Below are 26,693 nucleotides of genomic sequence, written 5' to 3'. Positions count from 1 at the left end.
GTAACAATTCTATTCACTGCGATTGCTGATAAGCAGAGCAGATGATGAGCAATACAAGGCGAACGTAGAGAGTGTTGTGACCTTTGACCAAATTAGAAAGGTTCCAATACTTGGCGACCAAGAGGAGCAAAGTAGTCTTTGAAGAATAGAGTTATTTATAATAGTCATAATATTCTGAATAATAAGAATAATGAGTAATCAGGAGGAAAAAACAATGAAAAACATTCAATTCTTTGACACCACTTTGAGGGATGGTGAGCAAACACCAGGCGTCAATTTTAATACAAAGGAAAAAGTTCAAATTGCACTGCAGCTGGAAAAATGGGGTATTGATACGATTGAGGCCGGCTTCCCGATTGCTTCAGAAGGAGATTTTGAAGCAGTTCAGGCGATTGCCGGAGCTGCTAAACGGATGACTGTGGCCGGCTTGGCCCGCTGTCAGACAAAAGACATCGACCGGGCTTATGAAGCGTTGAAGGATGCAGTACATCCGCAAATTCATATCTTTTTGGCAACTAGTCCCATTCATATGGAGTATAAGCTAAAAATGACGCCTAAAGAGGTAATCGCATCCATAGGTGAACATGTAAGCTATGCAAAAACGAAATTTGAAAAGGTTCAGTTTTCCCCAGAGGATGCCACAAGAACAGAAAAGGATTTTCTGCTGAAGGCAGTTCAGACAGCGATTGATGCTGGAGCAACAATTATTAATATCCCCGACACAGTGGGTTATTCGAATCCTACAGAGTACGGACAGCTGTTTAGCTATCTAATTGAAAATATTGAGAGTGAGCAGGAAATAATTTTTTCTTCCCATTGTCATGACGATTTGGGCATGGCTACTGCCAATGCCTTGGCAGCAATTGAAAATGGTGCTCGCCGGGTGGAAGGTACAGTGAACGGAATTGGTGAGCGGGCAGGAAATACAGCGTTGGAAGAAGTAGCGTTAGCACTGTATATCCGCAAAGATTTTTATCAGGCTGAAAGCAATATCGTTTTTAATGAAACCAAGCGCACCAGCGATTTGGTCAGCCGTCTCTCTGGTGTAGCAGTACCAAGAAATAAAGCAATTATCGGCGCTAACGCGTATGCACATGAATCTGGTATCCATCAGGACGGTGTGCTGAAAAATCCGGATACGTATGAAATTATTACCCCCTCACTTGTAGGCGTAAATACTAACTCATTGCCTCTAGGAAAATTATCAGGCCGTCATGCTTTTGCCACAAAAATGGAAGAGCTAGGCTATCAGTTTACTGAGGATGAGCTGAAAACAGCATTCAAGAGCTTTAAAGCATTAGCTGATAAAAAGAAACAGGTGACCGATGAAGACTTGATTGCCCTAATGGTTGGACAAACACAGGAGCTGGAGGAGTGCTGTCATCTCGAACGAGTTCAGCTTCAATATGTATCTGATGGCAGTCAGGGAGCAATTGTTTCGATGAAAACAGGAGAAACAGAAACTAAAATGGAATCAGCCATTGGTTCAGGCAGCATTCAAGCGATTTATAATTCCATTGACAAAATCATGGAACAAAAACCAGAGCTGAAGCAGTATTCGATTAAAGCCATTACTGGAGGAGAAGACGCGCAGGCAGAGGTTTATGTGACAGTACAGGATAGCCGGACTAAAAAGCAGTTCAACGGTACCGGAATTGATTTCGATGTGCTGCAGGCCTCTGCCAAAGCATATGTACAGGCAAGTGAACGATTTAAAAGAGAAATGGAGCAGATGAAATGACAAAAAAAATAGTTGCATTGCCGGGGGATGGAATCGGCAAAGAAATCATGGATAGCACCTTGAAAATTATGGCAGAAATTATGGTACAGGAAGAGCTGGATTTTGATATTCAGGCATTTCCTTTTGGAGGAGCTGGGATAGACCAGGAAGGCGACCCGCTACCAGAGAAAACACTAACGGCTTGTAAAGATGCCGATGCCATTCTATTGGGTGCTATCGGCGGTCCGAAATGGGATGCTGCACCAAAACGTCCGGAGCAGGGTCTGCTGGCATTGCGTAAAGCACTAGGCTTATTCGCAAATATTCGTCCAATCAGTGTTCCAGATGCGGTCATTCACTTATCCCCATTAAAAGAAAAAAATGTTAAAGGCGTCGATTTTATCGTGGTACGGGAATTGACAGGAGGAATCTATTTTGGAGAGAAAAAACGTGAAACAGATCAGGCTTCTGATTTGTGTACCTATACGAAAGCGGAAATTCAACGAATTATTCGAAAGGCATTTGAAATTGCTCGCACAAGAAATAAAAAAGTAACCTCTGTGGACAAGGCAAATGTGCTGGCGACCAGTAAGCTTTGGCGGGAAACAGCAGAAGAGGTGGCACAGGAATTCCCTGATTGTACATTGGAGCATCAGCTGGTTGATTCAGCGGCGATGGTTATGATTCAGCGGCCTAAGGATTTTGATGTACTTGTTACAGAAAATCTATTCGGCGATATTCTCAGCGATGAAGCGTCTGTGATTCCCGGATCTCTTGGGATGATGCCTAGTGCCAGCCATAGCGAAAGTGGCCCATCCCTTTACGAACCGATTCATGGGTCGGCTCCGGATATTGCCGGACAGGATATTGCTAATCCAATGTCGATGATTTTGTCGGCAGCCATGATGCTCCGACAATCATTTGGAATGGAAGCAACAGCGAAGCGTATCGAGAGAGCCTGCGACAAGGTGATGGCTGCAGGCGTTTTAACAAAAGATTTAGGGGGTACGGCAGGAACGCTGGAATTCACAGAAGCGGTTATTAAGGAATTGAGAATCTAAAGTTTCTAACGATGAAAATGTTCGGCGGACTTATGAAAGAGTGCCAAGATTTGCAGAGAAAAAATCAATTTTTATAGCAGATACATCGTGGGGAAGACGATAAGGCAGAAGAATTAAGCTGATTTTATGATGAAAATCAATAACTGAGGGAGCGAAAGTCAATGGGAAAAACATTGTTTGATAAACTATGGGAACGCCATGTCATCCATGGTGAGGAGGGAGAACCGCAGCTGTTGTATGTGGATCTTCATCTAATTCATGAGGTAACATCGCCACAGGCCTTTGAAGGCTTGCGGGAAGCAGGCAGAAAAGTCCGCCGCCCGGATAAAACCTTTGGTACGATGGATCATAATGTACCGACAAAGGATATTTTTAATATTACAGATTTGGTTGCAAAAAAACAGATTGAAGCGTTGAAAAAAAATTGTGATGAATTTGGTGTTACTTTGTGTGAAAACGGCAGCGAACGTCAGGGAATTGTACACATGGTTGGTCCAGAAACAGGACTGACGCAGCCTGGGAAAATTATTGTCTGCGGGGATTCTCATACGGCGACTCATGGTGCTTTTGGGGCATTGGCGTTTGGAATTGGAACCAGCGAAGTAGAGCACGTGTTTGCGACACAGTCTATTTGGCAGCGCAAGCCGAAAAGTATGGGGGTAAAAATTACTGGTAAGCTGGCAAAGGGTGTCTACGCAAAGGATATTATTTTGGCATTGATTGCGAAATATGGTGTGGATTTTGGTGTTGGACATGCAGTGGAATTTTACGGAGATACGATTGAAGCACTTTCTATGGAAGAACGCATGACGATTTGCAATATGGCGATTGAAGGCGGAGCGAAAATGGGTATGATGGCTCCGGATGAAAAAACGTATGAGTATGTGCAGGGAAGAGAATACGCACCGGAAAATATGGAGAAGGCAATTGCTGACTGGCAGACACTGCCGAGCGATGCAGATGCGGTTTATGATGCTAACTTGGAGTTGAATGCTGATGAACTGATACCATTTGTTACATGGGGGACAAATCCGGAAATGGGGATTCCAGTTACAGGAACCTTCCCGGAAATTAAAGATATGAACGATGAACGGGCATACAATTACATGGACCTTCAGCCGGGCCAGCGGCCATCAGATATTGAAGTGGGCTATGTGTTTATCGGTTCCTGTACCAACGGACGCCTTTCAGACCTAGAGGAAGCAGCAAATGTGGTACGAGGTAAGAAAATTAAAGAAGGTATCACTGCAATTGTTGTTCCCGGATCAAGACCGGTTCGTAAAGCAGCTGAAAAAATTGGACTGGATAAAATTTTTAAGGAAGCCGGCTTTGAATGGCGGGAACCAGGCTGCTCAATGTGTTTGGGAATGAACCCAGACCAAGTACCCTCAGGAGTACACTGTGCATCGACCTCTAACCGAAACTTTGAAGGACGTCAGGGAAAAGGCGCACGTACCCATCTATGCAGTCCAGCAATGGCTGCTGCTGCTGCATTGAACGGAACATTTATTGATATCAGAGAGGAGCTGGGTGCATAATGGAGGCTTTTACACAACATACAGGGACAACAGTCCCGTTGATGAACGATAATATTGATACGGATCAGATTATTCCTAAATCATTTCTCAAGCGAATTGAGAAAACCGGCTTTGGTGAATTTCTATTTGATGAATGGCGCTATCTGCCGGACCGCACGCCAAACCCTGAATTCATTTTGAATGAACCCCAGTATCAAGGCGCAACCATTCTAATCTCCGGCGACAACTTCGGTTCCGGTTCTTCCCGAGAACATGCTGCCTGGGCGTTGGATGACTATGGCTTTCGTGCAGTCATCGCCGGCAGCTTTAGCGACATCTTCTACATGAATGCCACGAAGAACGGTCTATTGCCAATCGTGCTACCTTTGGCAGCACGTCAGAAGCTGGCAGCCCTGCCGGCAGCCCAAACCATCACCATTGACCTACCGAAACAGCAGGTTCTCGCTGATGGCGAAGCTTACAGCTTCGATATCGACGGAACCTGGAAGCATAAGCTGGTTAATGGCTTGGATGATATTGCGATTACTCTGGCTTATGAAAAAGAGATTGGAGAGTATGAGAGTAGGGAGAAATTATATAAATAGAATATGGAAAATGAAACCAGCATCTTATTTTTTGGAGATTGCTGGTTTCATTTTCCATTAATTAACAATTAAATAAAAAATATTGATTAAAATCGTATTTGAAGATTTAAACAAAACTTATATCGATGTGTCGCAGCATCTAATACAATTTTTCCGACATTCTTATATCTGGAAGTACTGGGTGTATCGAATGAAGTATGAGTATATAAATATTGACTCAATTTATTTCGATCATAAATATGGTAACAGAGAACTTCAGCATTATCTTTTACGACTATATACCCACCTGTTGCCTCATCTAATCCATGCCACGGGGTTTTAGGAACCATGCCTAAAGCACAAGCAACTAACAGCTGCTTAATTTTATACTCAATTATTTCTTTATTTTCATCTGTTTTTTTTACATAGGAATTTAGTACCTCAGGAATTCTCTTTCCTTTGACAAAATAAGATTCTTCAAATAGATAAGAAAGTAGTTCTGGCATACGATAGTCTATCATTTGTAGATTTCTTGAAAATATATCAGAGGAGACACTTTCAAATTCAAGTTTAGCTCCTTTTTCATAGATTTTAGCAATCCTGTCTTTTATTTTAGAACTACCATTTATATTGTTTATTTCCTCTATATCTTCTATAGATAGTGTATCAGATGCGGATACAACATTATAAGTAAAGCTAGTACCATTGGAAGAATTTAATAAAGTAGCTCGGCCACCAATATAAGATTTAACACTAAAACTTAGTTTAGGTTGAGTAGATGTCATAACATCGTGGACCTTAATAACCAAATCTCCTTTAAGCTTATTTCCCGCCTTTAATGAATGAATTTTTAAATTTTCAATAAAAGGTTCAATATTCGGAATTGCAAAAGTACTACCAACTCCATTTTTAATACTCTCAAATAATTTTTTTGTTTCAATTTGAAAAATATCGAATGGTACAGTATATAATTTTCCTTGAATTTCAAAATCTATAGTCGAATTAGATATATTTCGGAAATACTCGTTATCACTTTGAAATGCAGAAATTATATCATATCGTATAGCAGAATCCTTAAAAAGATTTTCATCAGCTCCATAAAGTTCGCCGTTTGCTAACGAATAAAGAAAAGCATAAAGCTCTGACCATTCCCCTTTGTTATACTTATGAACCACTATGATTATTCCCTCTCTCGTGTTCAATAATTTCAGAAATATTATAGCTAATACCTGAATGAAGTTTTAGGGTTGCTAGTTTTCTGACTTTACTCTATTATCTCATAAGTAGGAAAAAAAAAGAACGGTCAAATGTTTGAATTTTTAAATTGAAAAATCAAACATTTAAGTGTATAGTATACGAACAAGGGTTCTAAGGAGATGTATTATGAGAGGCGGGTATAGAGAAGGTTCTGGTAGGAAACTATCCAAAATTAATAAAGTATCAAAAAATATATATTTGTCTGAAGATTTATTCGATAGAATTCGTAATTTAGATATGAAAGAGTGCAACAGCTTTAACAAAAGATGTTTGCATTTAATTAATTTAGGAATAGAAACTGAAAAAAGAAAGAATGTGAATACTTTGGAAAATAAATTGAAATTTATAGATTTATTTGCAGGAATTGGTGGCATAAGAAAAGGTTTTGAAGATGATAGTACAATTGCTGTGTTCAGTTCAGAGTGGGATAAGTTTGCTCAAAAAACTTATGAAGCTAACTATGGTGAAATTCCAGCTGGGGATATTACTAAAATTAAAGAAGAAGATATTCCTGAGCATGATGTTTTATTAGCGGGGTTCCCATGTCAGCCTTTTTCGATGATAGGTAAACGAGAAGGATTTGAACATGCAACACAAGGCACTCTTTTTTTTGATGTATTAAGGATAATCAAATTTCATCAACCAAAAATGTTTCTTTTAGAAAATGTACAAGGGTTATTAACAATTCAAAATGGTGAAACATTTAAAATAATAAAAGAATCTTTAGAAGAGGCGGGTTATGATATATTTCATGATGTATTAGATGCTCAGAATTTTGGACTTCCTCAAGTTAGAAAACGAGTAGTAATTGTAGGATTTAGAAAAGATTTAAATATTGACAATTTTTCGTTTCCGCAAGGTGATAAAGAAAATAAAAAAACTATTGGTGAAATTTTAGAAGATAATCCGTTAGGATATTCAATTTCTAAGCATCTTCAGAATAGTTATCTATTTAAAAAACAAGATGGAAAACCTCAACTGGTTGATAAATCCTCTGATTTTCAAGTAAAGACGCTAGTTGCAAGCTATCATAAAATTCAGCGTTTAACAGGTACTTTTGTCACTGGAGGTGAAACAGGAATTAGACTATTATCTGAACTTGAATGTAAACGGCTAATGGGATTTCCTGATGATTTTGTCGTTCCTGTATCAAGGACTCAAATGTATCGTCAATTTGGAAATAGTGTTGCAGTCCCTATGATGAAATCTGTTGCAGATGAAATGAAGTTAACTCTATCTAAAGCTGAAAATACTGTCAGAATTTAAAAAGCTATATGAATAAGTATTAGGTTTGACAGTAGTGAAGTACAAGAAATTTTGAAGTATAGAGATACAGGATTAGAAATTCATATCTTTGTGCAAAAAGAAGCAAAAAATCTAGTGGCTTTGTTTATCTAGGCCAAGCTATCCCTAGAATAAATAAAGTTGATCCGAAAAGAGTAAAAGATGAGAGTAGAAATGATATTGATATAGTGAGTATGGAAATGGCTTTAGAAAAGCTTATTCCTCTTGAAACTTATGATTTTATAAAAACAAAATAATAAAAGAACACTTGAGAGTGGGACAATAGCCAGAAGAGAATCTGATCATTGTCCCACTTTTTTTGATTTAAGGGTACACAAAAAGCACACAACTTTTAGAGTTGGAACAATATATTCCAGAAACCGATGTCGCTTTTGCGGTCAATGCCTTGGTCTAAGCAATGCCCAAACACTTTTCAATGAATTAGAAGAACAACAGGCCTACCACCCTAAAATGATGTTAAAAGTTATTTTATATGCGTATATTCAACGGGTCTTTTCCAGTAGAAAGATTGAATTTCTGTTAGAAGATAGCTATCATATGCGCTTGTTAGCCAACCAAGAACAAGTCAGCTATCAAATCATCAATCGGTTCAGAAGTCATGAGACAACCGCTCACCTTTTAACAGAAGCCTTCATCTTGTTTCATCGATAACTCATTACCAATCGAGTGATTGATAATGAAGCCACTTTTATGCGGATGAAAGACAACTATATGCGCAAAGGTCAGCTAAAGCCAGGTTACAATTTACAAATCGCAACAGAAAATCAGTATGTCCTAGCATATGATTTATTCCCAAACTCAACAGATACAAAAATCTTAAATCCGTTTTTAGATAGATTTTTAGAGCAACACAAGGAATTACCCGAATATATTGTGGCGGATGCCGGTTATGGTAGTGAAGAAAATTATATGTATATCAATGATATATTGCATAAACCCCCTTGATTACGTATGGAAACTATCATGAAGAAATCAAAAAAGTCCCTTTATCATTGAAAACTGAAGCAATCTTGAAGAAGAAGATACGTACATTTGTCCTGCTCATCGGGTAGTCCCCTTCAAGCAATATAGCTAAAGAAAAGATAAAGATGGATTTGTACGTGACTTCAAAATTTACGAATGTGAAACTTGTAGAAGTTGCCTAGTTCGTAGTCACTGTACGAAAGCAAAAAGTGATCGGAATCGGAAAATTGATGTCGAACCAGTGTTTGGTCATCTGAAAGCTCATTTGACGTTCCATCTTTTCCACTTAAGAGGAAAACAAAGAGTGGAGATTGACATTGGCTTAGCCCTCATGGCATTAAATTTAAGAAAAATAGGGAAATATATGGAGAGAAAGGCATCTATAATAGAAAAAATAAGCTCGATTTTGACATTAACCATCAAAATTGAGCTTATTTTTTTGAGAGAGGACTATTGTTCCACTCCCATTACTATTTTTAATTCTTTAAGTGTGTAAGCCGGTTTTCTCTTATGCAACATTGCATGACAATTAGGGCAGACTGGCTTTAGGTCTTTTATTGGATCGATTTTATATTCTCTGCCAATACTACTGAGCTCTATTTCATGGTGAACGTGAATATAATCTTTCCCAATATCTCCATAAATTTCTTTAAAATTCATTTCACAAATTAGACAAGAAGTTCCATAAAACTCAATACATTTCTTTCTAGCTTCAGAATTTCTTTCATATTTGTTGGTCACAGATCTCCTCCTTGCTCCTTCTATGTAAGATATACGTTTTTTAGGTTTAAACTCATTTGGCACCATCGACAAATTATCAGTGAATCCCCAAACAATATGGGCAGGATCTGTATCCTCAAAGTCTTTAATAAACCCTAATCCTTGGAAAATAAAACGTGGGTCGGTACTATCTTTACGAGTGAAGATATAAATTTCATAGTCACCACTTAGAAAATTTTTAATAGTACGTGTTGAAAGGGTATGCTTTGTTTTAGCAAACCAGTAAAGACTATCGTTATTTAGTATATTATGATAGTCATGCCCCGTTCTACCTGGTGAATTTATATTTGCAAATAAAAAGTAGCATCCATTAAATGAAGCATACCCAGTCCCCCATTGTCCACCAATATTACCTGGATCAATAGCTCCAATCAAAGCTTTTACATCTTTTCTAGTATATGTTTCCCCCATATCAAAATTATATTTCAAAATAACCATCCCTCTTCAAATCACTTAATAAAATCATAATAACATTTAGTGTATTTTTTTACATTAAAATTATTAATGGATTACCAGTTTAAAGGATATTAAAAATATTTATAAAAAAGAGACTACGGGTTTGTTCTTCAAAAATCAATCGTCATAAACTGTTTAAAGATGGGTAAATATATTACTCTATTAAAAGTTCTTATTTTTCTATATAATACAGATTTAAAAAAATTAGAGACCAAAATAATTAAAATTCAAAGAATGACAATAACACTCGTTGTTATTTATAAATATCTTTAAGTTAATTTTATATGTTTTTATAATTATATTTATGCTAGAGTAATCTTAGGATGTTTTTAAATTATAAGGTAATTAGTTAGGAGAAAGGAATAAGTTTATGGGACTTAGTTTTTTTGTGGGAGAAATTGAAGCACAGACCAATGAAGCGATTCAGATAGCCAACGAACACCGACAAAACGCCGGTATCCTCAAGGATGCCATTAACGCCTATCTTCGGGCGCCATTATCTGGAAAAACCTATGACTCTGCCCGCAATTATTTTGGGGAAGTTTATCCGCCTATCGCCAGCGGGATGACTTTAGTGGCCGAGTCAATGATTGAGGCCCATACTAAGTTTCCTGCGAAGTTTCAGGAAATAGTCGGCGGCGGAGATATTGAGGAAGACCGGCTAAGAGAACAGATTCAAGAAGGACAAAATATTTTGAGAGCCTACGCTGATGTCCTGAACAAAGAAGAAAAGCCCAATCTACGGATGGAGCGAGCCTATATGCGGATGCAGGAAGGCATTGCCGTCCTGGAGGAACGTCTACAGAAGCTCTATGAGTTTAACAGTGTCTCTGCCGATATCTTTACCGAGGCACTCACCAATATAGAAAACCTGAACCGAGGCGTAGACGCTTTAGAAAAAGGCGGTGCTTGGCATGCGGCTTCCGGTACCTTCGATATCACTAAATTAGATATGACCTGGGTCAAGCCGATTCAGGAGAAGTGGCAGGAACGAGAGCAGAATTATGGAAAAGGGTTACAATTAGAGGTAAAGGTGGGGAAAAACTCATTAGGAGGTACGAAATACGACGTCTATTCGAATGGAATTTATGATGAAGATGCTACAATCGTGTACAATGAACTTTTGAGAATAGAAATGACCGAATTATTGAGACAACGAGTCGCAGAAGATAAGTTTAGCCAATTTGTTTCTTTTATTGGTACCATGATTACATTTAGTGGTGGTATAAAGAAAATTATTAGTGAAATTGTTGGAGCTGTGGGCAATCGATTACTTGTTCGTTTTAATGATAATACGTATGGAACAGTAGCTATTTCTGGTGGTGTAGCAATTGAAGGGAATGCTGTTCTAGCAGATTCTCTGACCCTAAAAGACTTTGTACAATTTTCAAATAATGGAAAAATAACGAGTAAGACCTTTGGAAAACCTATAGAAGGTAGGGTTGAAGGAAAGAAATCAAAAATTAGAGTGGATGCGGAACCAGATGGTGGTAAAATTCAAGTTCAAACTGGACATGGTAAAAGATCTCCTTTAGATTTTAGATTAGAAATTGAAGAAATAACAGACCGTACTAGCATCTATAACCAAATACCAAGAAATATAAAAAGGGGTATAGGTAAAGGTAAACTTGATGAATTGGTAGACAATATTTACAGAGCTTGGGTATGGCTAAAAACAAAATAGAGGTGACAAAATGAGATTATTTGTAGAAACAAATGGAAAGAAAACATCATGGGGATATCGCGAATTAGCCGAAGCAATGTGGTTTAAAGAAAAAGATGGAAAAGAATTGGAAATTTCTCATGTAGGAAACGATGAAACATTGAGAAATAGTTTTTATTTGACAATCTCGTTGGACAAGTGGCTGAATGATGAAAGATGGGGAGAGATTCGAACACCACTTAAATTTCAAGAAATTGAGCTAGAATATCATACTCAAGACAAGATTGTAGAGATTGTTTCAAAACATGTGCAAATACTTACAGTAGATAAACGTGCTATGTATATTATGGTCATCGAATTAGCAAAAGAGTTACAAGGACGAATCCGAGAAGATGACTCTAAAAACTGGCAGTCTGTAGAACTGTTTGAGAAAAAACATGAAGATATATTAAGTTTATCATATGATGAAGCCAATGATTTAAGTTTAAAAGAAGTATCGTCAATAGTGGTTGAAGAAGAACCTTGGGAATATTGACATCCATTTAATTATTTAGATATTAAAAAAATCGCTTGACTTCTGATTTACAAAATTCTGAAATAGATTAACATGAAGACAGAACTAAAGGTGTGGATAAATGCGTGCATGGATTAAAATAAATCAACCGATTATTAATCTGGATTATAGAGAGTTAGCTGAAAAGATGTGGTTCAACTTTTATTTAGATAAAGAGTTAGAATTATCACATGGAGGAAATTCTGAATGGTTGAAAGATAGTTACACTCTTGACTTAAAATGGGATAAATCACTAAATGATAAGCGTTGGATTCAGAAAAAATTTGCTACAGAACACATTTCTTTAAACCCAATAAGAGATAACAAATTTTTATACATTGAAACGGATCATATTCATATACTGACTGTCGATAAACGTGCTTTCTATATCATGGTTCAGGAACTCGCTACTGTTGTTGGAGGCTTTATCAGTCTTGATGGGATGAAAACCTGGTTTTCTTTGAAAGAATTTCAACAAAAATATTATGCACTCCTATCAATGAGCTTTGAAGAAGCAAATGAAAGAAGTCTGAAAGAAGTTGAAACATTGGAATGTGTTGATGAACCCTGGGATAATGAGGTTATTTACGATTAAAGTAATTTATTTTACCGTGGAGTGACAGGTGTAGTAGACGGTGTACCCATCCTTTCCTTGAGTACTGGCGGAAGCGCTATGATGGTTCAAGCAGTAGTAAACAAAGAAGCTCTTGCTAAAGTTGCAGAAGGATTTCTTATTACCAGTGCTGGTGTTGTGTCGATTATGGCGAGTGGAAATACAGCTGGTTATGGGAAGTCGGGTGACACCCCAGATAATTCAGATTTTGATATAGATGATGCCAATTCTTTTGAAAATTCAAATATTAAGGACGTAGAAAGTTATTTAGATAAAGAACTAAGCGAGTTTACGAAAGCTCCTTTAAAGAGAGGGGAAGGGGTACGCTATTTTGACGGAAAAGGGAACTCGTGGCAATTAAATTATGGATATGAAAATGCTACAGATATTGTTCATAGCGCCTCCTATTTAAAAACAACTGTTAATGCTAAAATAATGCGGATACCATTAATTAAGTGAGGGATGAAAAGATGAAACAAGAAGATTTGATAGAGTTTTTAAGTTCAGTTATTGAAGAAGACGCAATTATAGCTAGAATATATAAGCTATTTCATTCTGAATATAACTATGAGCTTTCTTTTTTAGAGGGCTTAGTAAAGTTTGGGGTGGAGAATAACTATTTTTCTATTGAAGATGTTACAAATCCTGAAGTCGTTTATAGTGCAGTGGATTGGAGAAGCGACAATGTTTATCAGGAAATATTACTGGGAGAAGATACACATATCCTCGATAATTTTTTTTCGAAGGACAGACACATACCCAAAGAATTTAAAAAGTTCGTATTGGATAAATACTAATAAAACGAGCATGTATTTCTTTTAATCATTGAAGAAACAAACGAACTTCGTTTGTATAAAGCTTACTCATTCAGAACCTCTGAAAGACTAAAAAGGAGTCAGTAGAATGATTGATGTAATTCAAGAAAAAATTGATCAAACAAACTATTGGGATTTATTGATTTTAGATATTCAAAGTAAGTATTTTGATGATGAAATATATGTTTATATCGAAAAAGATGCTGTCACTTGTTGGAAGCTTTCGTTTATTTCCTGTTACAAAGCGAGCTATGAAACCGATACCAATTGGCGGGGAGAGTTCAAAGTGAAAAATACAGGCCCTAAGTCAGGTTATTATGGACAAGATATTTCTTTAATAGAATATGCTGATGATGAACACTCTATTCAATGTACGTTAGATTTATCAATTATGACAATGAACATCGTTTGTAAAGACATTCTTGTTGAGGAAATAAAAATGAGCGATACTTCATTTTTTGGGAAAGATAATTAATCCTGTAATAAAACAATTTAGATTGTATCTTAAAAACAAATTGCCTATGATCATTTTTGTTTCAATAACTACGTTTAAATTTTTATAAATGATGTACTATAAAGGAAAATACATGAATACAGAAGAACTAACTAATGAACTACTAAAAATAAACAACTATTTAAAAAAATGTTTATGGATGGATTTTGAATTTGCACATATGGATGGTGGAAAGCTTGTTGTGGCTGGCAGGATAGATACTTCTTATAATGATTTTGCAATCAATATAGAATTTGGAACCCCATTTTTTGTTTCTAGTCTATTGTCTTGGCATTTAGACGATGCCACTCCCTTTATAGAGCTAATTGAAGGGGATGCGCTGGGTCAACTCAATGAGAAGTACCATATTGAGCAAGGAAATTATCTCTTCAAAATCAATGCTGAAGGATTTGACTCAGCACCAATAATAATTGCCAGCAAGAGCCTCAAATGTGAAATAATAAATGAACAACCGTTTTAAACTACCAAAATTATGGAGAAAACTAATGAAAAATGCAGACAATCCTATTTATCTCTATCAGCTTCTGACATTTAGAAACTCAGAGCTATATATGATTGAATGTATTGATGAAAAAGATTTTTATATCAATGAAAATAAAAAAATACTACTTTTTAAGACTATAGAACTTTTAAAAAAATATTCAATAGAAAAAAATATAGAGTTAACTGTTGAGGATTTAGCTGAAGAAAAAATTGACTTAGATATGCTAAGAAATTGGTTGGATACAACTTCTACTTCTATTAATAGTGTAGAATTTTTGATCCTATGGAACTTTTTTGATGATGTCGCATTTTCTATTGGATCTGTGTTTTTGGGCAGCGAGGACAGATACAGTAGTTGTTATTCCAAACTTTTTCATGGTAATAATCTGCCAGCTATTAATACTTCTGGGAAAAAATATACTCCAGAATGGGATAAGGAAGAACTTGAAAAAATTAGACAGGTAATGAACAGTGGAATGGAAATATTTGAAGAATCTGCCACTTATTATTAATCGTTTAATTTTGTTTTCTTCACCTCTAATTAATAAAAGAACTTTGAAAATATAAAAATGAAGGATGAGTGAAAATGAAAATAGAACATGTCTTTTTGGAGCTATTTACTAATGATGACATAGATGTTGAAGAGCTAGTGGCATCTCACAAGCTAATTGATGAATTACATGAAGGGACAGTAAAATATGCCATTGCTGAACATGAATTATCCTACGCAGGCAAGAATGGCATTGTTTGGGATATTGAAGATTCTATCGGCTTTGGGGGAGATATGGATGCTGAGTCAAGCTTAACAGATTATGAAGAGATGAACAAAATTCTTATTAATGAATGGCATAAAATCAGCCAAAAAAAGATTGATGAAGCCTATGAAGAATACATGCAAGTGAAGAGACAAATTCTTAAAGCTAAAACTGAGAAATAAAGGTGTGGATAAATGCGTGTATGGATTAAAATACATCAACCAGTTATTGATTTGGACTACAGAGAGTTAGCTGAAAAAATGTGGTTTCATAGCTTTCTTGGTAAAGAATTAGAACTATCCCACGAAGGAAATTCTGAATGGTTGAAGGATAATTATACTCTTAGTTTAAAATGGGACAAATGGGATAATGATAGTAGATGGGCAAGTGAAGAAAACTTAAAAGGGACTCCAGATAAACACATTTCTTTAAACCTGATAAAAAATATCTATCTGAAAACAATAAAATAGGTGCCCAGTTATTTTTAAAACTGGAGCACCTATTTTATTTGTGTTTATTTCTTAGCCTTCCGGATAGTGCTGACTACAAAAAATCCGAGTGCTAAAAGAACTAAAAAGCTAAGAATAAAAAGAGGTAGCTTTCCTAGGCCAAAAATAATTGCCAGCATTACTACCACACCTAGTAATGCGAGAAACAGCTGTCCGACCGAGAATTTTTTTGTTAGAAATACTTCTTTATTGAAAGCTAAGGTAAATCCGCCATTTAGAAGTGCAACTGCAGTAAAGAGCATTGCAAAGAACAAATAGAAATCCCCAGTGCTAAGGTGTTCTCCAAATGTAGTGAAACAGCTAAATCCGGCAAAAATCAAAAAGAAACCAAGTATTTTTTTTAACAGAGGTCCTTTAGGAGCTTCATTTCTTTGATTAGTTGCATAAGGCTGTTGCATAGGAGCGTGTTCTTTCTTGGCTGATTGAACCTCAACAGTTTGTTCAGGCTGAGCATTGTTCTCTTTCTGCGATTCATTCGTATTGCTGCCATTTTCGTTACCAATATAGTGTGATGTATGGCAATAATCACAGATGAAGTAATCACCTTGTTTTGTTAGTTCATTGCTTCCGCAAGCTTCACAACTTATTTTTTTCATTTATTTCCTCACTTTTTTATTACTGTATTGATTATACTCTGGAACTATAGCATGAATCAACTACGTAAATAATCAAAAGTGAACATTTAAAAAATAGATTGAAATATGTAGGTTCGTTAAAGCATCATTAAATAAAAATAGTTTTAAACAGTAGTTCAAAAGCATAAGAAAAGAATAAAAAAGAAGTTTATAATTTATCTGCCTGTTTCATTTGATGTAGCAGCTGTTCTTTATCCTTTAAAAGCTGGCTAAAATCTTCGATGAAGACATGAAATACGTGAGCATGGGCATGATATTCCCGAATGATTTTCTTTTTATTTACAGCAATCTGCTGATCCGAGAAAAAAGTGTCCAGTAATTTTAACGGTTCTTGCCAGGAAGAAAGATGCTCAATTAAATCCTGCATAGTCAGAATGTCATGATAGGGAATCGCTTTTGTACAAAGTTTCGACTTATTCATAGTCGTTTCCTCCTTTATAGTAGTAAATTGTAATTGATAAAAAAATCTATCATTGTGTAGAATTTTTTACGAAAATTAGGTACAATGAAGAAGCTGGTGCATTGTACCAGCATAGGGCAACTTGTATAGACAGTTCACGCTGTTTACACAGGGCTTTGTCGCTCGGTTGGCGCCGAACGACGAAGAGCCCTATTTTACTGCGATACACAGCGATTGCGTAGCAGAGCTGATGTAGAGCAGTACAAGGTTTGCACAGCAAAAGTTGTAACCGCAGAAAGATATACAGTGATTGCGTAGCAGAGTTGATGTAGAGCAGTACAAGGTTTGCGTAGCAAAAGTTGTAACCGCAAAAAGATACACAGCGATTGCGCAGCAAAAGTTGTGACCGCAGAAAGATACGCAGTAAGTAAAAATGAAGATAGTTTTTCTGAAGGAATGTCGGCTCATTGTCTGAATAAATGAGTGTGGCTTTTTTTATTAACAGAATCCAATTCCTTCTGGGGAGCTTTAGTTATACAGGATAGAAAAAGACGATAACAGGAGGCTCCCATTATCGTCTGCAATAGTCTGTAAATAAGCTGTAAACTCTTTAGCAAAAAGAAAAGTGGAATGTTCCTATTAGGGATTAAGAAGTTTGATGCATGCTAAAGAAATTAAAGTTAGATTCAGACTATTGGCGACTTGTAAGGGCAGTTCACGCTGTCGGTACAAGACTTCACGGATTCAGTTGGCGCTGAATAAGGAAGTGCCAATTTTTTTTATTTAAATGTCATTGATTTCTATCCTGTGTCCATAGTATAGCTGAAAGCTTTTGCTCTGACAATACGAACAAAACGTTAAATAACACTAGAAAAAACACTCTTTATATAAGAGAAAATAACAAAAAAATTTTTTAAACTTAATTAGGAAGTATACGAATTATTTGTCGAAAGCTATAATCAAAATCTGTTTTCTTCTAAAAATAAGAAAATAGATTATAAAACTGATCATAATTATTACATTACAATTTTAGAAGAAAAAGATTGTAAGTACTACGAGATATAGTTACTAATTTGAAATTGCAAAAGAATTTCATAAATCTTTGCCATCTTAAAAATAAACCGCATCGTTCATGGTATAATTGAAGAAAATAATTTAGTTGTATTTATTGACTTTTTGTTTAGAATGTACATGAAATAGGAGGGAAAGAGATGAAGTTTAATGAAGTAACACTTCGTGTATTGGTGCGAAAGGACTATGGAGCCTGTTTTGATTTTTATGTAGAAAAAATGGGTTTAACAGCAGTCTGGGGCGATAGAAATGGTCCGTATACTTCATTTGCAGTGAGCAAAGAAGCTGCACCATGTTTTGCTATTTTTAGCGGAGAAAACATGTCTATGTTTGAAGGGTATTCTCAGCCTGTCAGTAATAGCCAACCTGACAGTATTGTAGGAGTGATTCCATCAGAGGATTTAGAAGCTGATTATCAACGGATGAAGGAAGCCGGCGTGGAGTTTTTGAGTGAGCCACAGCGGATTGACGAATGGGAAATGACCTGTACTTATTTTAGAGATCCGGAGGGTAATCTATTTGAATTGAATGATTCTGCGAGTGTTTAACAGGTTCGGCTAAGCCAATTTAAGAATTTTAATCATGCTATTTAATGATGAAAATAAGAGATCAATGCTCATTTTGAAGCTTGGTCTTTTTTATTTTAGTTAAAATCAAAGACTGGGCTTGTTAGCGTAGAGTTGTAAGCAGTTTATTATTCAGCAGCTTTCTGACATGTTAAACTTTAGCTACTCATTTAGTAAAAAGAAGGAGGCTTGAACATGGCGGCACTTATTCGTTTGTATTTATTAAGCGCAGGAGTCTTTTTAGTTTTTGATCTTTTTTGGCTGCTTATCGCTTCTAAAAAACTTTATCAGCAGTTCATTGGTCATCTTATGGGGCAAACGCAGCTAATTCCGGCAATTCTTTTTTATTTGCTTTATATTGTCGGCGTTTTATTTTTCGTGGTAGTCCCCGGCATTGAAAAAAACAGCGTATGGTATGTACTAGGCAGCGGAGCATTATTAGGTTTGATTTGCTATGCAACGTATGATTTGACAAACCTCGCGACCTTAAATGGCTGGCCGGTGATGATGACAGTCATTGACCTTGCTTGGGGTACATTTGTTACTGCAGCAACAGCTGGAATTGTTTATTGGCTGAACCTAGTTTTCTTTGGAGGTAAAGGATTATGACAAATGAGCTGGAAGGATCACGTATTTTACAAAGCTTTTTCGGCGGTGCAGCAGATTTGATTGCAAATAAGGACGAGCTCAACAAAATCAATGTCTTTCCTGTAGCAGATGGGGATACAGGCAGCAATTTAGCTTCGTTAATGCAGACTATTTTAGATAGCTCAGTTTCAGATAGTTCTTCGGTAGAAAACGTGCTGACAAATGTTGCAGAGGCAGCATTATTGGGGGCAAGGGGAAATTCAGGAATTATTTTTGCCCAATATTTAAATGGAGTTGCGGCTGTTTTCAGCCAGACAGAAAAAAATACTCATGACTTTGTTTACTCGTTAAATCAGGCAGTTACAGAGGCCTATCAAGCGCTGATTGAACCGAAAGAGGGAACGATTTTAACAGTGATGCGGGTTTGGGCAGCGTCTGTTCACCAAGCCTTTCATCAAAAAGCATCTTTAGGAGCTGCTCTTGAAACAGCCCGTAAAAATGCATTGGAAGCATTGAGGCAAACAGAATTTCAATTAGATGTACTGCAAAAAAATAAGCTGGTGGATTCTGGAGCCAAGGGTTTTTATATTTTTATTAATGGCTTTACAGAGGCATTTTCAACACAGCAGGAACGTATTTCAATAAAGCGTGAGAGCGAATCAGTAAAAATAGCACCGGCGGAAATAATTACCGAGCAGCCTAAATATCGTTATTGTACCGAGCTGCTGCTGAAAAATGTTCAGATTGAAAAAGAGCTGTTGAAAGAAAAACTTGCGGATTTGGGGGACTCTCTAATTTTAGCAGGAAATCAACAGCTGTTGAAAGTTCATATACATACCAACCAGCCTCAAGCTATTCTGAATAAGATAGCTGGGCAGAGTGAGCTTGTTCAGCAAAAAGTTGATGATATGCAGCTGCAGTTTGAAGTCACAAAACAGCGGAAATACCCGATAGCAGTTGTTACAGACTCTATCGCTGATCTTCCAAAAGCATTTTTGCTGGAGGAACAAGTCCATGTTTTACCAATGAATATTTTAGTAGGGGAAACAGACTATTTAGATAAGCTGACTATTGACAATGCTGTAATTAGAAAGGCAGGCGCTGTCCAGAAGCTTTCAACAGCACAGCCTGCTATACGAAGTGTTGATGCTTTATTATCATTTTTAGAGAATAAGTATGAGGCTATTTTAGTCGTAACGGTGTCGAGCCAATTAAGCGGAACCTATCAGCTAATTAAGCAGCGGGCCACAGCTAAAAAGCTCTCAGCTAAGAAAATCCAAGTGATCGATTCAAAGCTTAATTCTGCTGGACAAGGCTTACTTGTAAAAGCAATTATTGAACAGCTGAAAAGAAAACCGGACAGCACGCTGGCAGAACTTACGGCAATTATTGAAGAAATTCAGCGCCGGTGCTTCATCTATGTGGCTGTGTCCGATATCACACCGATGCTTCGTTCCGGCAGAATTCCTCAGAGTCTAGGTAAGCTGGCGAAAAGGCTGCGTCTTTTGCCAATCGTTAGTTTAAACGCTGCTGGGAATGGGAAGCTAAGTGGAATTTCCTGGAGTCAAAAACAGAGCGAGAAAAAGATTTTAAAAAAAGTAAACCGGCTGATTAAAAAAGACCAGCTTTCCGGATTGGCTATTGCTCATGCGGACAATCTGCCGGAAGCGGAAGAAATGGCGCGAAAACTGGGAAAGAATGGACAGCAAATGCTTGATTTCATCGTTGAAAGCTCAACAGCTATTACCGTAAGTGCCGGCATCGGAAGTGTTGCGGTTGCAGGAATCAGAAAGGGGGCTATCGAATGATTTATTGGTTTGTTTCACTAGCATTATTCGCTTATTTTATTCTCTGGTTTATCATTTCCAAATTAAAAGGAAAGTATTCTCTAGTGGATATTGCCTGGGGTCTGGGCTTTGTTGTAGTAGCTTGGGCGAGCTTCTTATATAGCGGCGATTTGCACATTCAAACTGGAATTATTTTATTATGTGTAACAATCTGGGGGCTAAGGTTATTTCTGCATCTGGCGAAAAGAAATTGGAATAGTCCAGAAGATTACCGTTATGTAGCTATGAGGAAACGGTGGGGAACAACGTTAGTTAATCTAAAAGCTTTCCTCAATGTTTTCTTTTTACAAGGAGTATTGTTGTTTCTTATCGCACTGCCGATTATGAGAAGCTTTTCTGAGTCTGACCAAAGCCTCCATTGGTGGCAGATTTTAGGGCTCATCGTGTGGATGATAGGCTTCTTTTTTGAAGCAGCCGCTGATTATCAGCTGGATACATTTAAAAAGAATCCTAAGAATAAAGGAAAGCTGCTAACTGAAGGTCTTTGGTCCCTGACTAGGCATCCTAATTATTTTGGTGAGGCGACCTGTTGGTGGGGAATTTTTCTATTGGCAGTAACTGGCGTGACGGATCTTTGGCTGATTATCAGTCCGATATTGATTACATCACTACTTTTATTTGTCTCCGGGGTGCCTTTACTGGAAAATAAATATAAAGAACGACCAGAGTTTCAAGCATATGCAAAAAAGACAGCAAAGTTTTTCCCAATTATTGGTCGAAAAGGGCTGTAGGAATGAATCATCTTAGTTGGTGAAGAGGCCATTTTTTTGATACTGTTAACTGAATCTTTCAGAAAGTACTTAAGCCGCTGTACGGCCTTAGGTACTTTTTCTTTTTTCTCGGAGTTGACCGAAAAAACTGAGAAGACGAGAGGAACAGGCATATTGTAAAATGAATAAATAAAGTCTGTTATGTATTGATGGTAGTGAGTAAAAAGGCAGATGAGAAATAAGAGGGAGGAGTGAATGAGTATGTTTATTCCACTATGCTTTTTGGGGCTTTGTAGTGTTCTTCTATATAAATTAGGCAGATGGAAAGCTGTAATTGCTTTTTTACTGCTGCTCTTTACAGTGATTGGCGGTGCTTATTATTGGTACTATAGTGGGCGGATAAACAGGAAAAAAGAGATGATTGCTGCTTATTTTGACTACTTTGAAAAGAGCTATGGCTTTTATGATGGGTTAGAAAATTACGTTTGGGAAACAGATATTTCCAGTACGCCGATGTTTTCTTTGGATTACGAGGCCTATGGCAGGAAACATTCCCTACATGTTGATTGTTATGAAAGCAGAGATATTGGCACCTTGAGAGAGCATATTTATGAACAGTATAAAAATTATATATGGGATGAGTATTTGTATGATAAGACAATCGGAAATGATTTCACCAAGATAGAAGAGTATCTTCGTGAAAGAAACCTAACCGTGGTATGGAATTCATCCGGGAATCATCAGGAAATTGGCAAACAGTGCTATATAGAGACAGCAGTTACACCAAATTTTAGAAAAAATGCCCATAGCGATAAGCGAACTGTTGGTGAAGAAGCAGATTTCTATAATGGAAAATCAATGAAGACCTTTGATTATCAGGAGTATATGGACTATTTCTCTTATGAGGTCGTTTTGATAGGAACCTATGTCCCTGTTGAAGGGAAAACGAGCCGAGCAGTGGTAGAAACTGAGCTGGAAAAGATTGTCAATGAAGCGATGCAGGCAGAAAATGCGGTGATTCTTTTACAATCGCCTGAAAAAGCTGACTTAGAATAAAAATGAGTAGGTGAGTTGACATTCGGTCGGGTGATTTAATCGATTTTGAAGCCAAAGTTTAAGGTTGCTCTCAAAGCTTTTTGTTTAAGGCTGGAAAAGTAAACCATTTATTTATTCATAAAAAGTAAAAAGAAGAAGTAGGGGGAGGAAAAAAATGAGAGGAAAAGGCGTTTCATTATTTCGTTTGTTGGTTGCAGCAGTATTGTTGGTTATTGTTGGGAAGATTATCATTGATAACTATCAAAAGGAACAGGAGCAAAAAGAGCAGGCAAAAATTGAACAGCTGACGATAGAGGAAGTTGAGCGAGTGAAGGCAGCCAGCGATTTGGGCTTGGATTTTTTTTCTACATCGACTGTTAGCGAAGAGGAAGCTGGACAATACGGCATTGACCAGCCGGAAATGGCATTTACAGAAGATCAGCAGGTTAAGGGTTACTATTTTAGTTATCCTAAAGAAGAAAAGACGACACGTTTAACCCAGATTGTTATAAGCTCGCCCAGTTATCATTTATTTGGACTCAGAGTAGGCGATTCAATGGAAAATTTGGAAGTCGCTATGGGAAAGCAAGGGTATAAAATGCTTGAGCCGGAAGAAGACGGCTCTCTGAAATTTCAAAAGTACGAAGTGTATATTCAGTTTGAACCAGGAGCAGAAGCCCCTGTGGTTGAAGAAATAACCTGCTATCTGCCAATGCCCTTTGAAGAAGGAATCGTTTATTAAATCAGAACTTAAAAATGCTAAAGGACACAGCTGCAGGAAGAAAAACTGAACTGTGTCTTTTCTTCTCAAGCCAGCTAGACTAGAAAGTTTCTTGACATTTTTTTCAGCAATGCTAGTCTGAATAAAGAAAGATTGACAAGAAGAATGGAAAGGGATGCAATGAAAAAGATACTAATTGTAGAAGATGATGAAAATATTTGTCAGCTGTTGACTCATTTATTTCAAGATAAATATAATTTGACACTGGTTCATACAGGGACGGAAGCAGTTCTTCTAATTTCTGATCAGCGTTTTGATCTGGTTCTGCTGGACTTAATGCTGCCCGGAGTAACAGGTGAAAGTGTTTTACAGATGATTACCAAGCAAAACAGTGTACCAGTAATTATTATGACAGCTGTTAATGATAAGAAAAAGACAGTGGAGCTGTTGAAAAATGGTGCTGCCGATTATATCACGAAGCCTTTTGATATCGAAGAGCTGGAGGCACGTATTGAGGTGCAGCTGCGCAATTCAGTAGTTGAACAGAAAGATTACGAACTAATGACGTTTAAAAAGCTTTCTTTAGATCCAGAAAATTATGAGGTACGGCTTGGAGGAGTGAAACTGGAGGTATCGAACAAAGAGTATCAGCTGTTGGATTTGCTGCTGCGCTACCCAAATAAAATCTATTCCAAAGCCAATCTCTATGAGCGTATTTGGGGAGATTCTTATATTGGCGGTGAAAATACGGTAAATGTTCATCTCAGTACGTTAAGGAAAAAATTGAAGGAAGCTGATCCGAAAACAGAGTATATCGAAACAATCTGGGGAATGGGCATTCGATTAGCAAAGGAGGACAACTGAGATGTGGGTGATACTCAGTGTATTTTTACTGGTAGTAGTTAGCATGTACCTTGTTTTTTTAATTCTTGATTTAAGAAAAATCATTTGCCAGTTTGATTATATTCATGATGAAGATACCAATGCGGAATTAGTTTCCACATCGAAAAATCAGCTGATCCGACAGCTTTTGGATAGTAATAATCAGTTGATTCGTAAGAATAAACGGTATTATCGGGAGCAGAGGCAAAAAGAGAAGCAGCTTCATCAGCTGTTGTCCAATTTGACTCATGATTTAAAAACACCATTAACTGTTTCTTCTGGTTATACCCAGATTTTATTGAAAGACCCTGGTCTGAATGAGCAGAAGGAGATGTTGCACAAAATAGATAATAGTCTTCAATCAATCTCACACTATCTCGGCTATTTGATGGAATATAATTTGATTCAGGAAAAAGGATTGGCACTTAATCTGGAACAGCTAAATCTTTCTGAATTACTTAGAGAAAATTTGTTTACCTACTATGAGGAGTTTCAACTCAGTGCACTGTCGCTAACTATTGATATTCAGGAAGAGGTCTGGCTAATTACAGATCAAACAGTTCTGCAAAGAATTTTTCAAAATATTTTGGGAAATATGCTGAAGCATGGAACGTCATTTGCTGAAATTACGTTACATAAAACAGAAGAAGCAATTGTTTTTGAATTCAAAAATGGTTTGCTGGAGGCTATTGAAGAACCAGCGCTGCTTTTTCAGCGTTTTTTAACGGAGGATCCTTCACGAACCAATAAAAGTACTGGCTTAGGTTTGCATATTGTTAAAGAGCTGGTCGCTTTGATTGATGGAGAAGTACAAATAGATACAGAGAAGGAATTTGAAGTAGTTATCCAATTAAAAAACCAATCAGAAGCCTGAACTAGGCGGCTGATTGGTTTTTTGCTCTTTTAAAAGAAAGTCTTTTTACATTCAAAGCTGACAAATTTCATTCAGTATTTTTTATAATTCTTTTTGTCGAATAGTTAGGGAGCTTCCGAATATAGACAAAAGAATAAGGAGAAGACTAACAATGATATAGGGAACTAGTTCTTTCCCAGAAATGGCGCCAACACCGATTTGCTGAACCAATCCGAAAAAGTCAAAATATTTTAATCCATCAAAGTCAATAAGCATTGCGAATATTTGAATAGCGACTGGGTAAATAACAATAAAAACCGAAGCAATGACGGTACTGCCGCTAAGTACTAAAATCAAGGAAGCTAGGCTGAAAATCACGCTGATGACTAGACTCACACCGATTGCCAGCTTGAAGGTATCCCAGAAGAATCCACCCATATCAATGCCTTCAGCACCATACTTAAAAAAGGCAATCACAGCGGATCCGCAAAAATAAAAAATGGAGGCAACGATGAAACAAGTCAGCTGAATGACATATTTTGAAAGCATAAAGCAAAGTCGACTGACCCCAGAAGTCAAGCTATTTTTATACGTATGCTGTGAAAACTCGTAGCCAAGCAAGATAACGAACAGACCAATTAAAAAGTAAACCAGAAATGGACTGGAAAAGGCAGTATATTGAACAGCTAATGTCAAATTCCAGACAATACTTTTAGAATCTACTAAATCTGTTGTATTTACTCCTACGCTTCCAACTGTTTGACTGATAACAATCAATGCTGCATAGACGATAATCAGAAGAAACGTGATATAAAACCCTTTTGCACGAAATAGACGGTAAAAATCAGCTTTTATTAATCGAATCATTTTAAACCTCTCCTAACTCTTTAACAAGATTTGTATAGTAATTTTCCAGACTGTTTTCTTTTTTGCCGATAAAGGAAACACCAATTCCATTAGTGACTAGCAGCGTATTGATTTTTTCGGTTGAAAGCTCGCCGTCATGAATCCGCAGCTCCAAATCATTGATTACGGTGAACTCCTCGGTAACCTTTTCTTTCAGCAAAACAGAAGCGCCATGAACATCACTTGTATGGATAATAATGTCCTCTGTACATAAATCGTCAAATGCTGCTTTAGAAATCTCTTGAATGACTTCTCCCTGGTGTATGAAGCCAAAACGAGTAGACACATGATAAAGCTCGGTAAGAATATGACTGGAAATTAGAATTGTTGTATTTCTTTCCTGATTAATTTTTTCCAGTAATTCACGAAATTCGATAATAGCGATGGGATCTAACCCGTTGATTGGTTCATCTAGAATGAGGAAGTCAGGATTATTGACAAGTGCCATCGCAATCCCCAGTCGCTGTTTCATTCCTAAAGAGAAATTCTTGAACTTTTTCTTGCCGGTTGCTGCCAGGTTAACGAATTTCAACGTCTCATTAATAACTGAATAATCATGAATGCCTTTTTGAATGCAAATGATTTTCATATTTTCGTAAGCCGACAGCTTTGTAAATGCAACCGGAGCCTCAATAACAGCACCGATATGCTGGAGCGCCTGGCTATAATCCGAACGCTTTTTATCCCGTCCCAGCAGAACAATTTCTCCGCCGGATTCTTTTGATAGATCCGTAATCAGCTTCATAATAGTTGTTTTACCTGAACCGTTACGTCCAATCAGTCCGTAAATATCACCTTTCTTGACATCTAAGGAAACATTTTTTAATGCTTGTTCTTTTCCAAAATTTTTAGATACTTTTTTTAATGAAAGTACTGTTTCATTCATTATTGTTCACTCCTTCTTTCAACATCTTTACTATAGCAATTCTTT

General features: G+C 37.0%; 29 protein-coding genes and 1 pseudogene. 24 read left to right on the top strand and 6 right to left on the bottom strand.

What is annotated here, in order from left to right; genetic code table 11:
- Positions 1–214: 214 nt before the first annotated feature.
- The 4 genes from ACYSNQ_RS00650 to leuD all read left to right on the top strand — a co-directional run bounded on the left by ACYSNQ_RS00650 (position 215) and on the right by leuD (position 4,903).
- Entirely contained in the window at positions 215–1,741 is a 1,527-nt protein-coding gene (locus tag ACYSNQ_RS00650) for a 2-isopropylmalate synthase (RefSeq protein WP_426080836.1), read from the top strand.
- Positions 1,738–2,781: a 3-isopropylmalate dehydrogenase gene (leuB, locus tag ACYSNQ_RS00645; protein WP_426080835.1), complete on the top strand. Its 1,044-nt coding sequence runs from the start codon at positions 1,738–1,740 to the stop codon at positions 2,779–2,781. Before ACYSNQ_RS00650 ends, leuB begins: the two co-directional genes overlap by 4 nt.
- A 161-nt stretch (positions 2,782–2,942) precedes the next feature.
- Positions 2,943–4,319 carry a 3-isopropylmalate dehydratase large subunit gene (gene leuC, locus ACYSNQ_RS00640; protein ID WP_426080834.1) on the top strand — a complete coding sequence of 459 codons (1,377 nt, stop codon included), beginning with the start codon at positions 2,943–2,945 and terminating at the stop codon, positions 4,317–4,319.
- Positions 4,319–4,903, top strand: a complete 585-nt coding sequence (gene leuD, locus ACYSNQ_RS00635; protein ID WP_426080833.1) for a 3-isopropylmalate dehydratase small subunit — start codon at positions 4,319–4,321, stop codon at positions 4,901–4,903. The genes leuC and leuD overlap by 1 nt, the downstream gene beginning before the upstream one ends.
- Positions 4,904–4,989: 86 nt before the next feature.
- On the opposite strand, the gene ACYSNQ_RS00630 is transcribed toward leuD, so the two are convergent.
- A complete protein-coding gene (locus ACYSNQ_RS00630) occupies positions 4,990–6,057 on the bottom strand; it encodes an HpaII family restriction endonuclease (protein ID WP_426080832.1) in 1,068 nt (355 codons plus the stop codon).
- A 208-nt stretch (positions 6,058–6,265) separates the two neighbouring features.
- On the opposite strand from ACYSNQ_RS00630, the gene dcm reads away from it, so the two are divergent.
- Complete coding sequence (dcm, locus tag ACYSNQ_RS00625; RefSeq protein ID WP_426080831.1) at positions 6,266–7,405, top strand: DNA cytosine methyltransferase; 1,140 nt, start codon at positions 6,266–6,268, stop codon at positions 7,403–7,405.
- A 376-nt stretch (positions 7,406–7,781) separates the two neighbouring features.
- A pseudogene (locus ACYSNQ_RS00620) lies at positions 7,782–8,903 on the top strand (transposase).
- Here the strand turns inward: ACYSNQ_RS00620 and ACYSNQ_RS00615 are convergent.
- On the bottom strand, positions 8,858–9,616 hold the full coding sequence (locus ACYSNQ_RS00615) for an HNH endonuclease (RefSeq protein WP_426080830.1): 759 nt from the start codon (positions 9,614–9,616) through the stop codon (positions 8,858–8,860). The pseudogene ACYSNQ_RS00620 and the gene ACYSNQ_RS00615 sit on opposite strands and share 46 nt — an antisense overlap.
- A 397-nt stretch (positions 9,617–10,013) precedes the next feature.
- On the opposite strand from ACYSNQ_RS00615, the gene ACYSNQ_RS00610 reads away from it, so the two are divergent.
- The 10 genes from ACYSNQ_RS00610 to ACYSNQ_RS00565 all read left to right on the top strand — a co-directional run bounded on the left by ACYSNQ_RS00610 (position 10,014) and on the right by ACYSNQ_RS00565 (position 15,509).
- The gene (locus ACYSNQ_RS00610) at positions 10,014–11,327 is read left to right on the top strand and encodes a T7SS effector LXG polymorphic toxin (RefSeq protein WP_426080829.1); all 1,314 of its coding nucleotides are present in this window, start codon (positions 10,014–10,016) and stop codon (positions 11,325–11,327) included.
- Positions 11,328–11,337: 10 nt separating this feature from the next.
- Positions 11,338–11,841 (top strand): hypothetical protein, encoded by a 504-nt coding sequence (locus ACYSNQ_RS00605; RefSeq protein WP_426080828.1) that lies wholly within the window; start codon positions 11,338–11,340, stop codon positions 11,839–11,841.
- Positions 11,842–11,941: 100 nt separating this feature from the next.
- Positions 11,942–12,454, top strand: coding sequence for a hypothetical protein (locus ACYSNQ_RS00600; RefSeq protein ID WP_426080827.1), 513 nt, complete (start codon positions 11,942–11,944; stop codon positions 12,452–12,454).
- Between the two features lie 78 nt (positions 12,455–12,532).
- Complete coding sequence (locus tag ACYSNQ_RS00595) at positions 12,533–12,931, top strand: hypothetical protein (RefSeq protein ID WP_426080826.1); 399 nt, start codon at positions 12,533–12,535, stop codon at positions 12,929–12,931.
- A gap of 11 nt (positions 12,932–12,942) precedes the next feature.
- The gene (locus ACYSNQ_RS00590) at positions 12,943–13,269 is read left to right on the top strand and encodes a hypothetical protein (RefSeq protein WP_426080825.1); all 327 of its coding nucleotides are present in this window, start codon (positions 12,943–12,945) and stop codon (positions 13,267–13,269) included.
- 106 nt (positions 13,270–13,375) lie between these two features.
- Positions 13,376–13,762 carry a hypothetical protein gene (locus ACYSNQ_RS00585; protein ID WP_426080824.1) on the top strand — a complete coding sequence of 129 codons (387 nt, stop codon included), beginning with the start codon at positions 13,376–13,378 and terminating at the stop codon, positions 13,760–13,762.
- Between the two features lie 112 nt (positions 13,763–13,874).
- Positions 13,875–14,261 (top strand): hypothetical protein, encoded by a 387-nt coding sequence (locus ACYSNQ_RS00580; RefSeq protein ID WP_426080823.1) that lies wholly within the window; start codon positions 13,875–13,877, stop codon positions 14,259–14,261.
- 25 nt (positions 14,262–14,286) lie between these two features.
- Positions 14,287–14,796 (top strand): hypothetical protein, encoded by a 510-nt coding sequence (locus ACYSNQ_RS00575; RefSeq protein ID WP_426080822.1) that lies wholly within the window; start codon positions 14,287–14,289, stop codon positions 14,794–14,796.
- A gap of 74 nt (positions 14,797–14,870) precedes the next feature.
- Complete coding sequence (locus ACYSNQ_RS00570) at positions 14,871–15,221, top strand: hypothetical protein (RefSeq protein ID WP_426080821.1); 351 nt, start codon at positions 14,871–14,873, stop codon at positions 15,219–15,221.
- Between the two features lie 12 nt (positions 15,222–15,233).
- Positions 15,234–15,509: a hypothetical protein gene (locus ACYSNQ_RS00565; protein ID WP_426080820.1), complete on the top strand. Its 276-nt coding sequence runs from the start codon at positions 15,234–15,236 to the stop codon at positions 15,507–15,509.
- Positions 15,510–15,553: 44 nt separating this feature from the next.
- On the opposite strand, the gene ACYSNQ_RS00560 is transcribed toward ACYSNQ_RS00565, so the two are convergent.
- Both ACYSNQ_RS00560 and ACYSNQ_RS00555 read right to left on the bottom strand, forming a co-directional pair.
- Complete coding sequence (locus tag ACYSNQ_RS00560; protein ID WP_426080819.1) at positions 15,554–16,144, bottom strand: TFIIB-type zinc finger domain-containing protein; 591 nt, start codon at positions 16,142–16,144, stop codon at positions 15,554–15,556.
- Between the two features lie 187 nt (positions 16,145–16,331).
- Positions 16,332–16,604: a hypothetical protein gene (locus ACYSNQ_RS00555; RefSeq protein ID WP_426080818.1), complete on the bottom strand. Its 273-nt coding sequence runs from the start codon at positions 16,602–16,604 to the stop codon at positions 16,332–16,334.
- Between the two features lie 1,190 nt (positions 16,605–17,794).
- Between ACYSNQ_RS00555 and ACYSNQ_RS00550 the strand changes: the two genes are divergently transcribed.
- The 8 genes from ACYSNQ_RS00550 to ACYSNQ_RS00515 all read left to right on the top strand — a co-directional run bounded on the left by ACYSNQ_RS00550 (position 17,795) and on the right by ACYSNQ_RS00515 (position 24,877).
- The gene (locus tag ACYSNQ_RS00550) at positions 17,795–18,202 is read left to right on the top strand and encodes a VOC family protein (protein WP_426080817.1); all 408 of its coding nucleotides are present in this window, start codon (positions 17,795–17,797) and stop codon (positions 18,200–18,202) included.
- A 213-nt stretch (positions 18,203–18,415) separates the two neighbouring features.
- Entirely contained in the window at positions 18,416–18,829 is a 414-nt protein-coding gene (locus ACYSNQ_RS00545) for a DUF2177 family protein (protein WP_426080816.1), read from the top strand.
- The gene (locus ACYSNQ_RS00540; RefSeq protein WP_426080815.1) at positions 18,826–20,616 is read left to right on the top strand and encodes a DAK2 domain-containing protein; all 1,791 of its coding nucleotides are present in this window, start codon (positions 18,826–18,828) and stop codon (positions 20,614–20,616) included. Before ACYSNQ_RS00545 ends, ACYSNQ_RS00540 begins: the two co-directional genes overlap by 4 nt.
- Positions 20,613–21,386: a DUF1295 domain-containing protein gene (locus tag ACYSNQ_RS00535; protein WP_426080814.1), complete on the top strand. Its 774-nt coding sequence runs from the start codon at positions 20,613–20,615 to the stop codon at positions 21,384–21,386. Before ACYSNQ_RS00540 ends, ACYSNQ_RS00535 begins: the two co-directional genes overlap by 4 nt.
- Before the next feature lie 234 nt (positions 21,387–21,620).
- Positions 21,621–22,421, top strand: coding sequence for a hypothetical protein (locus tag ACYSNQ_RS00530; protein ID WP_426080813.1), 801 nt, complete (start codon positions 21,621–21,623; stop codon positions 22,419–22,421).
- Between the two features lie 154 nt (positions 22,422–22,575).
- Complete coding sequence (locus ACYSNQ_RS00525; protein WP_426080812.1) at positions 22,576–23,142, top strand: hypothetical protein; 567 nt, start codon at positions 22,576–22,578, stop codon at positions 23,140–23,142.
- A 159-nt stretch (positions 23,143–23,301) separates the two neighbouring features.
- Positions 23,302–23,985 carry a response regulator transcription factor gene (locus ACYSNQ_RS00520; protein WP_426080811.1) on the top strand — a complete coding sequence of 228 codons (684 nt, stop codon included), beginning with the start codon at positions 23,302–23,304 and terminating at the stop codon, positions 23,983–23,985.
- A gap of 1 nt (position 23,986) precedes the next feature.
- The gene (locus ACYSNQ_RS00515; RefSeq protein WP_426080810.1) at positions 23,987–24,877 is read left to right on the top strand and encodes a sensor histidine kinase; all 891 of its coding nucleotides are present in this window, start codon (positions 23,987–23,989) and stop codon (positions 24,875–24,877) included.
- A gap of 81 nt (positions 24,878–24,958) precedes the next feature.
- On the opposite strand, the gene ACYSNQ_RS00510 is transcribed toward ACYSNQ_RS00515, so the two are convergent.
- Both ACYSNQ_RS00510 and ACYSNQ_RS00505 read right to left on the bottom strand, forming a co-directional pair.
- On the bottom strand, positions 24,959–25,723 hold the full coding sequence (locus ACYSNQ_RS00510) for an ABC transporter permease (RefSeq protein WP_426080809.1): 765 nt from the start codon (positions 25,721–25,723) through the stop codon (positions 24,959–24,961).
- Position 25,724: 1 nt separating this feature from the next.
- Positions 25,725–26,648: an ABC transporter ATP-binding protein gene (locus tag ACYSNQ_RS00505; protein ID WP_426080808.1), complete on the bottom strand. Its 924-nt coding sequence runs from the start codon at positions 26,646–26,648 to the stop codon at positions 25,725–25,727.
- Positions 26,649–26,693: the final 45 nt, after the last annotated feature.

The organism is Enterococcus sp. LJL51 (assembly GCF_054871795.1).
Note: the sequence above shows the minus strand (reverse complement) of the source record. Positions and strands in the feature narration are given on the sequence as shown.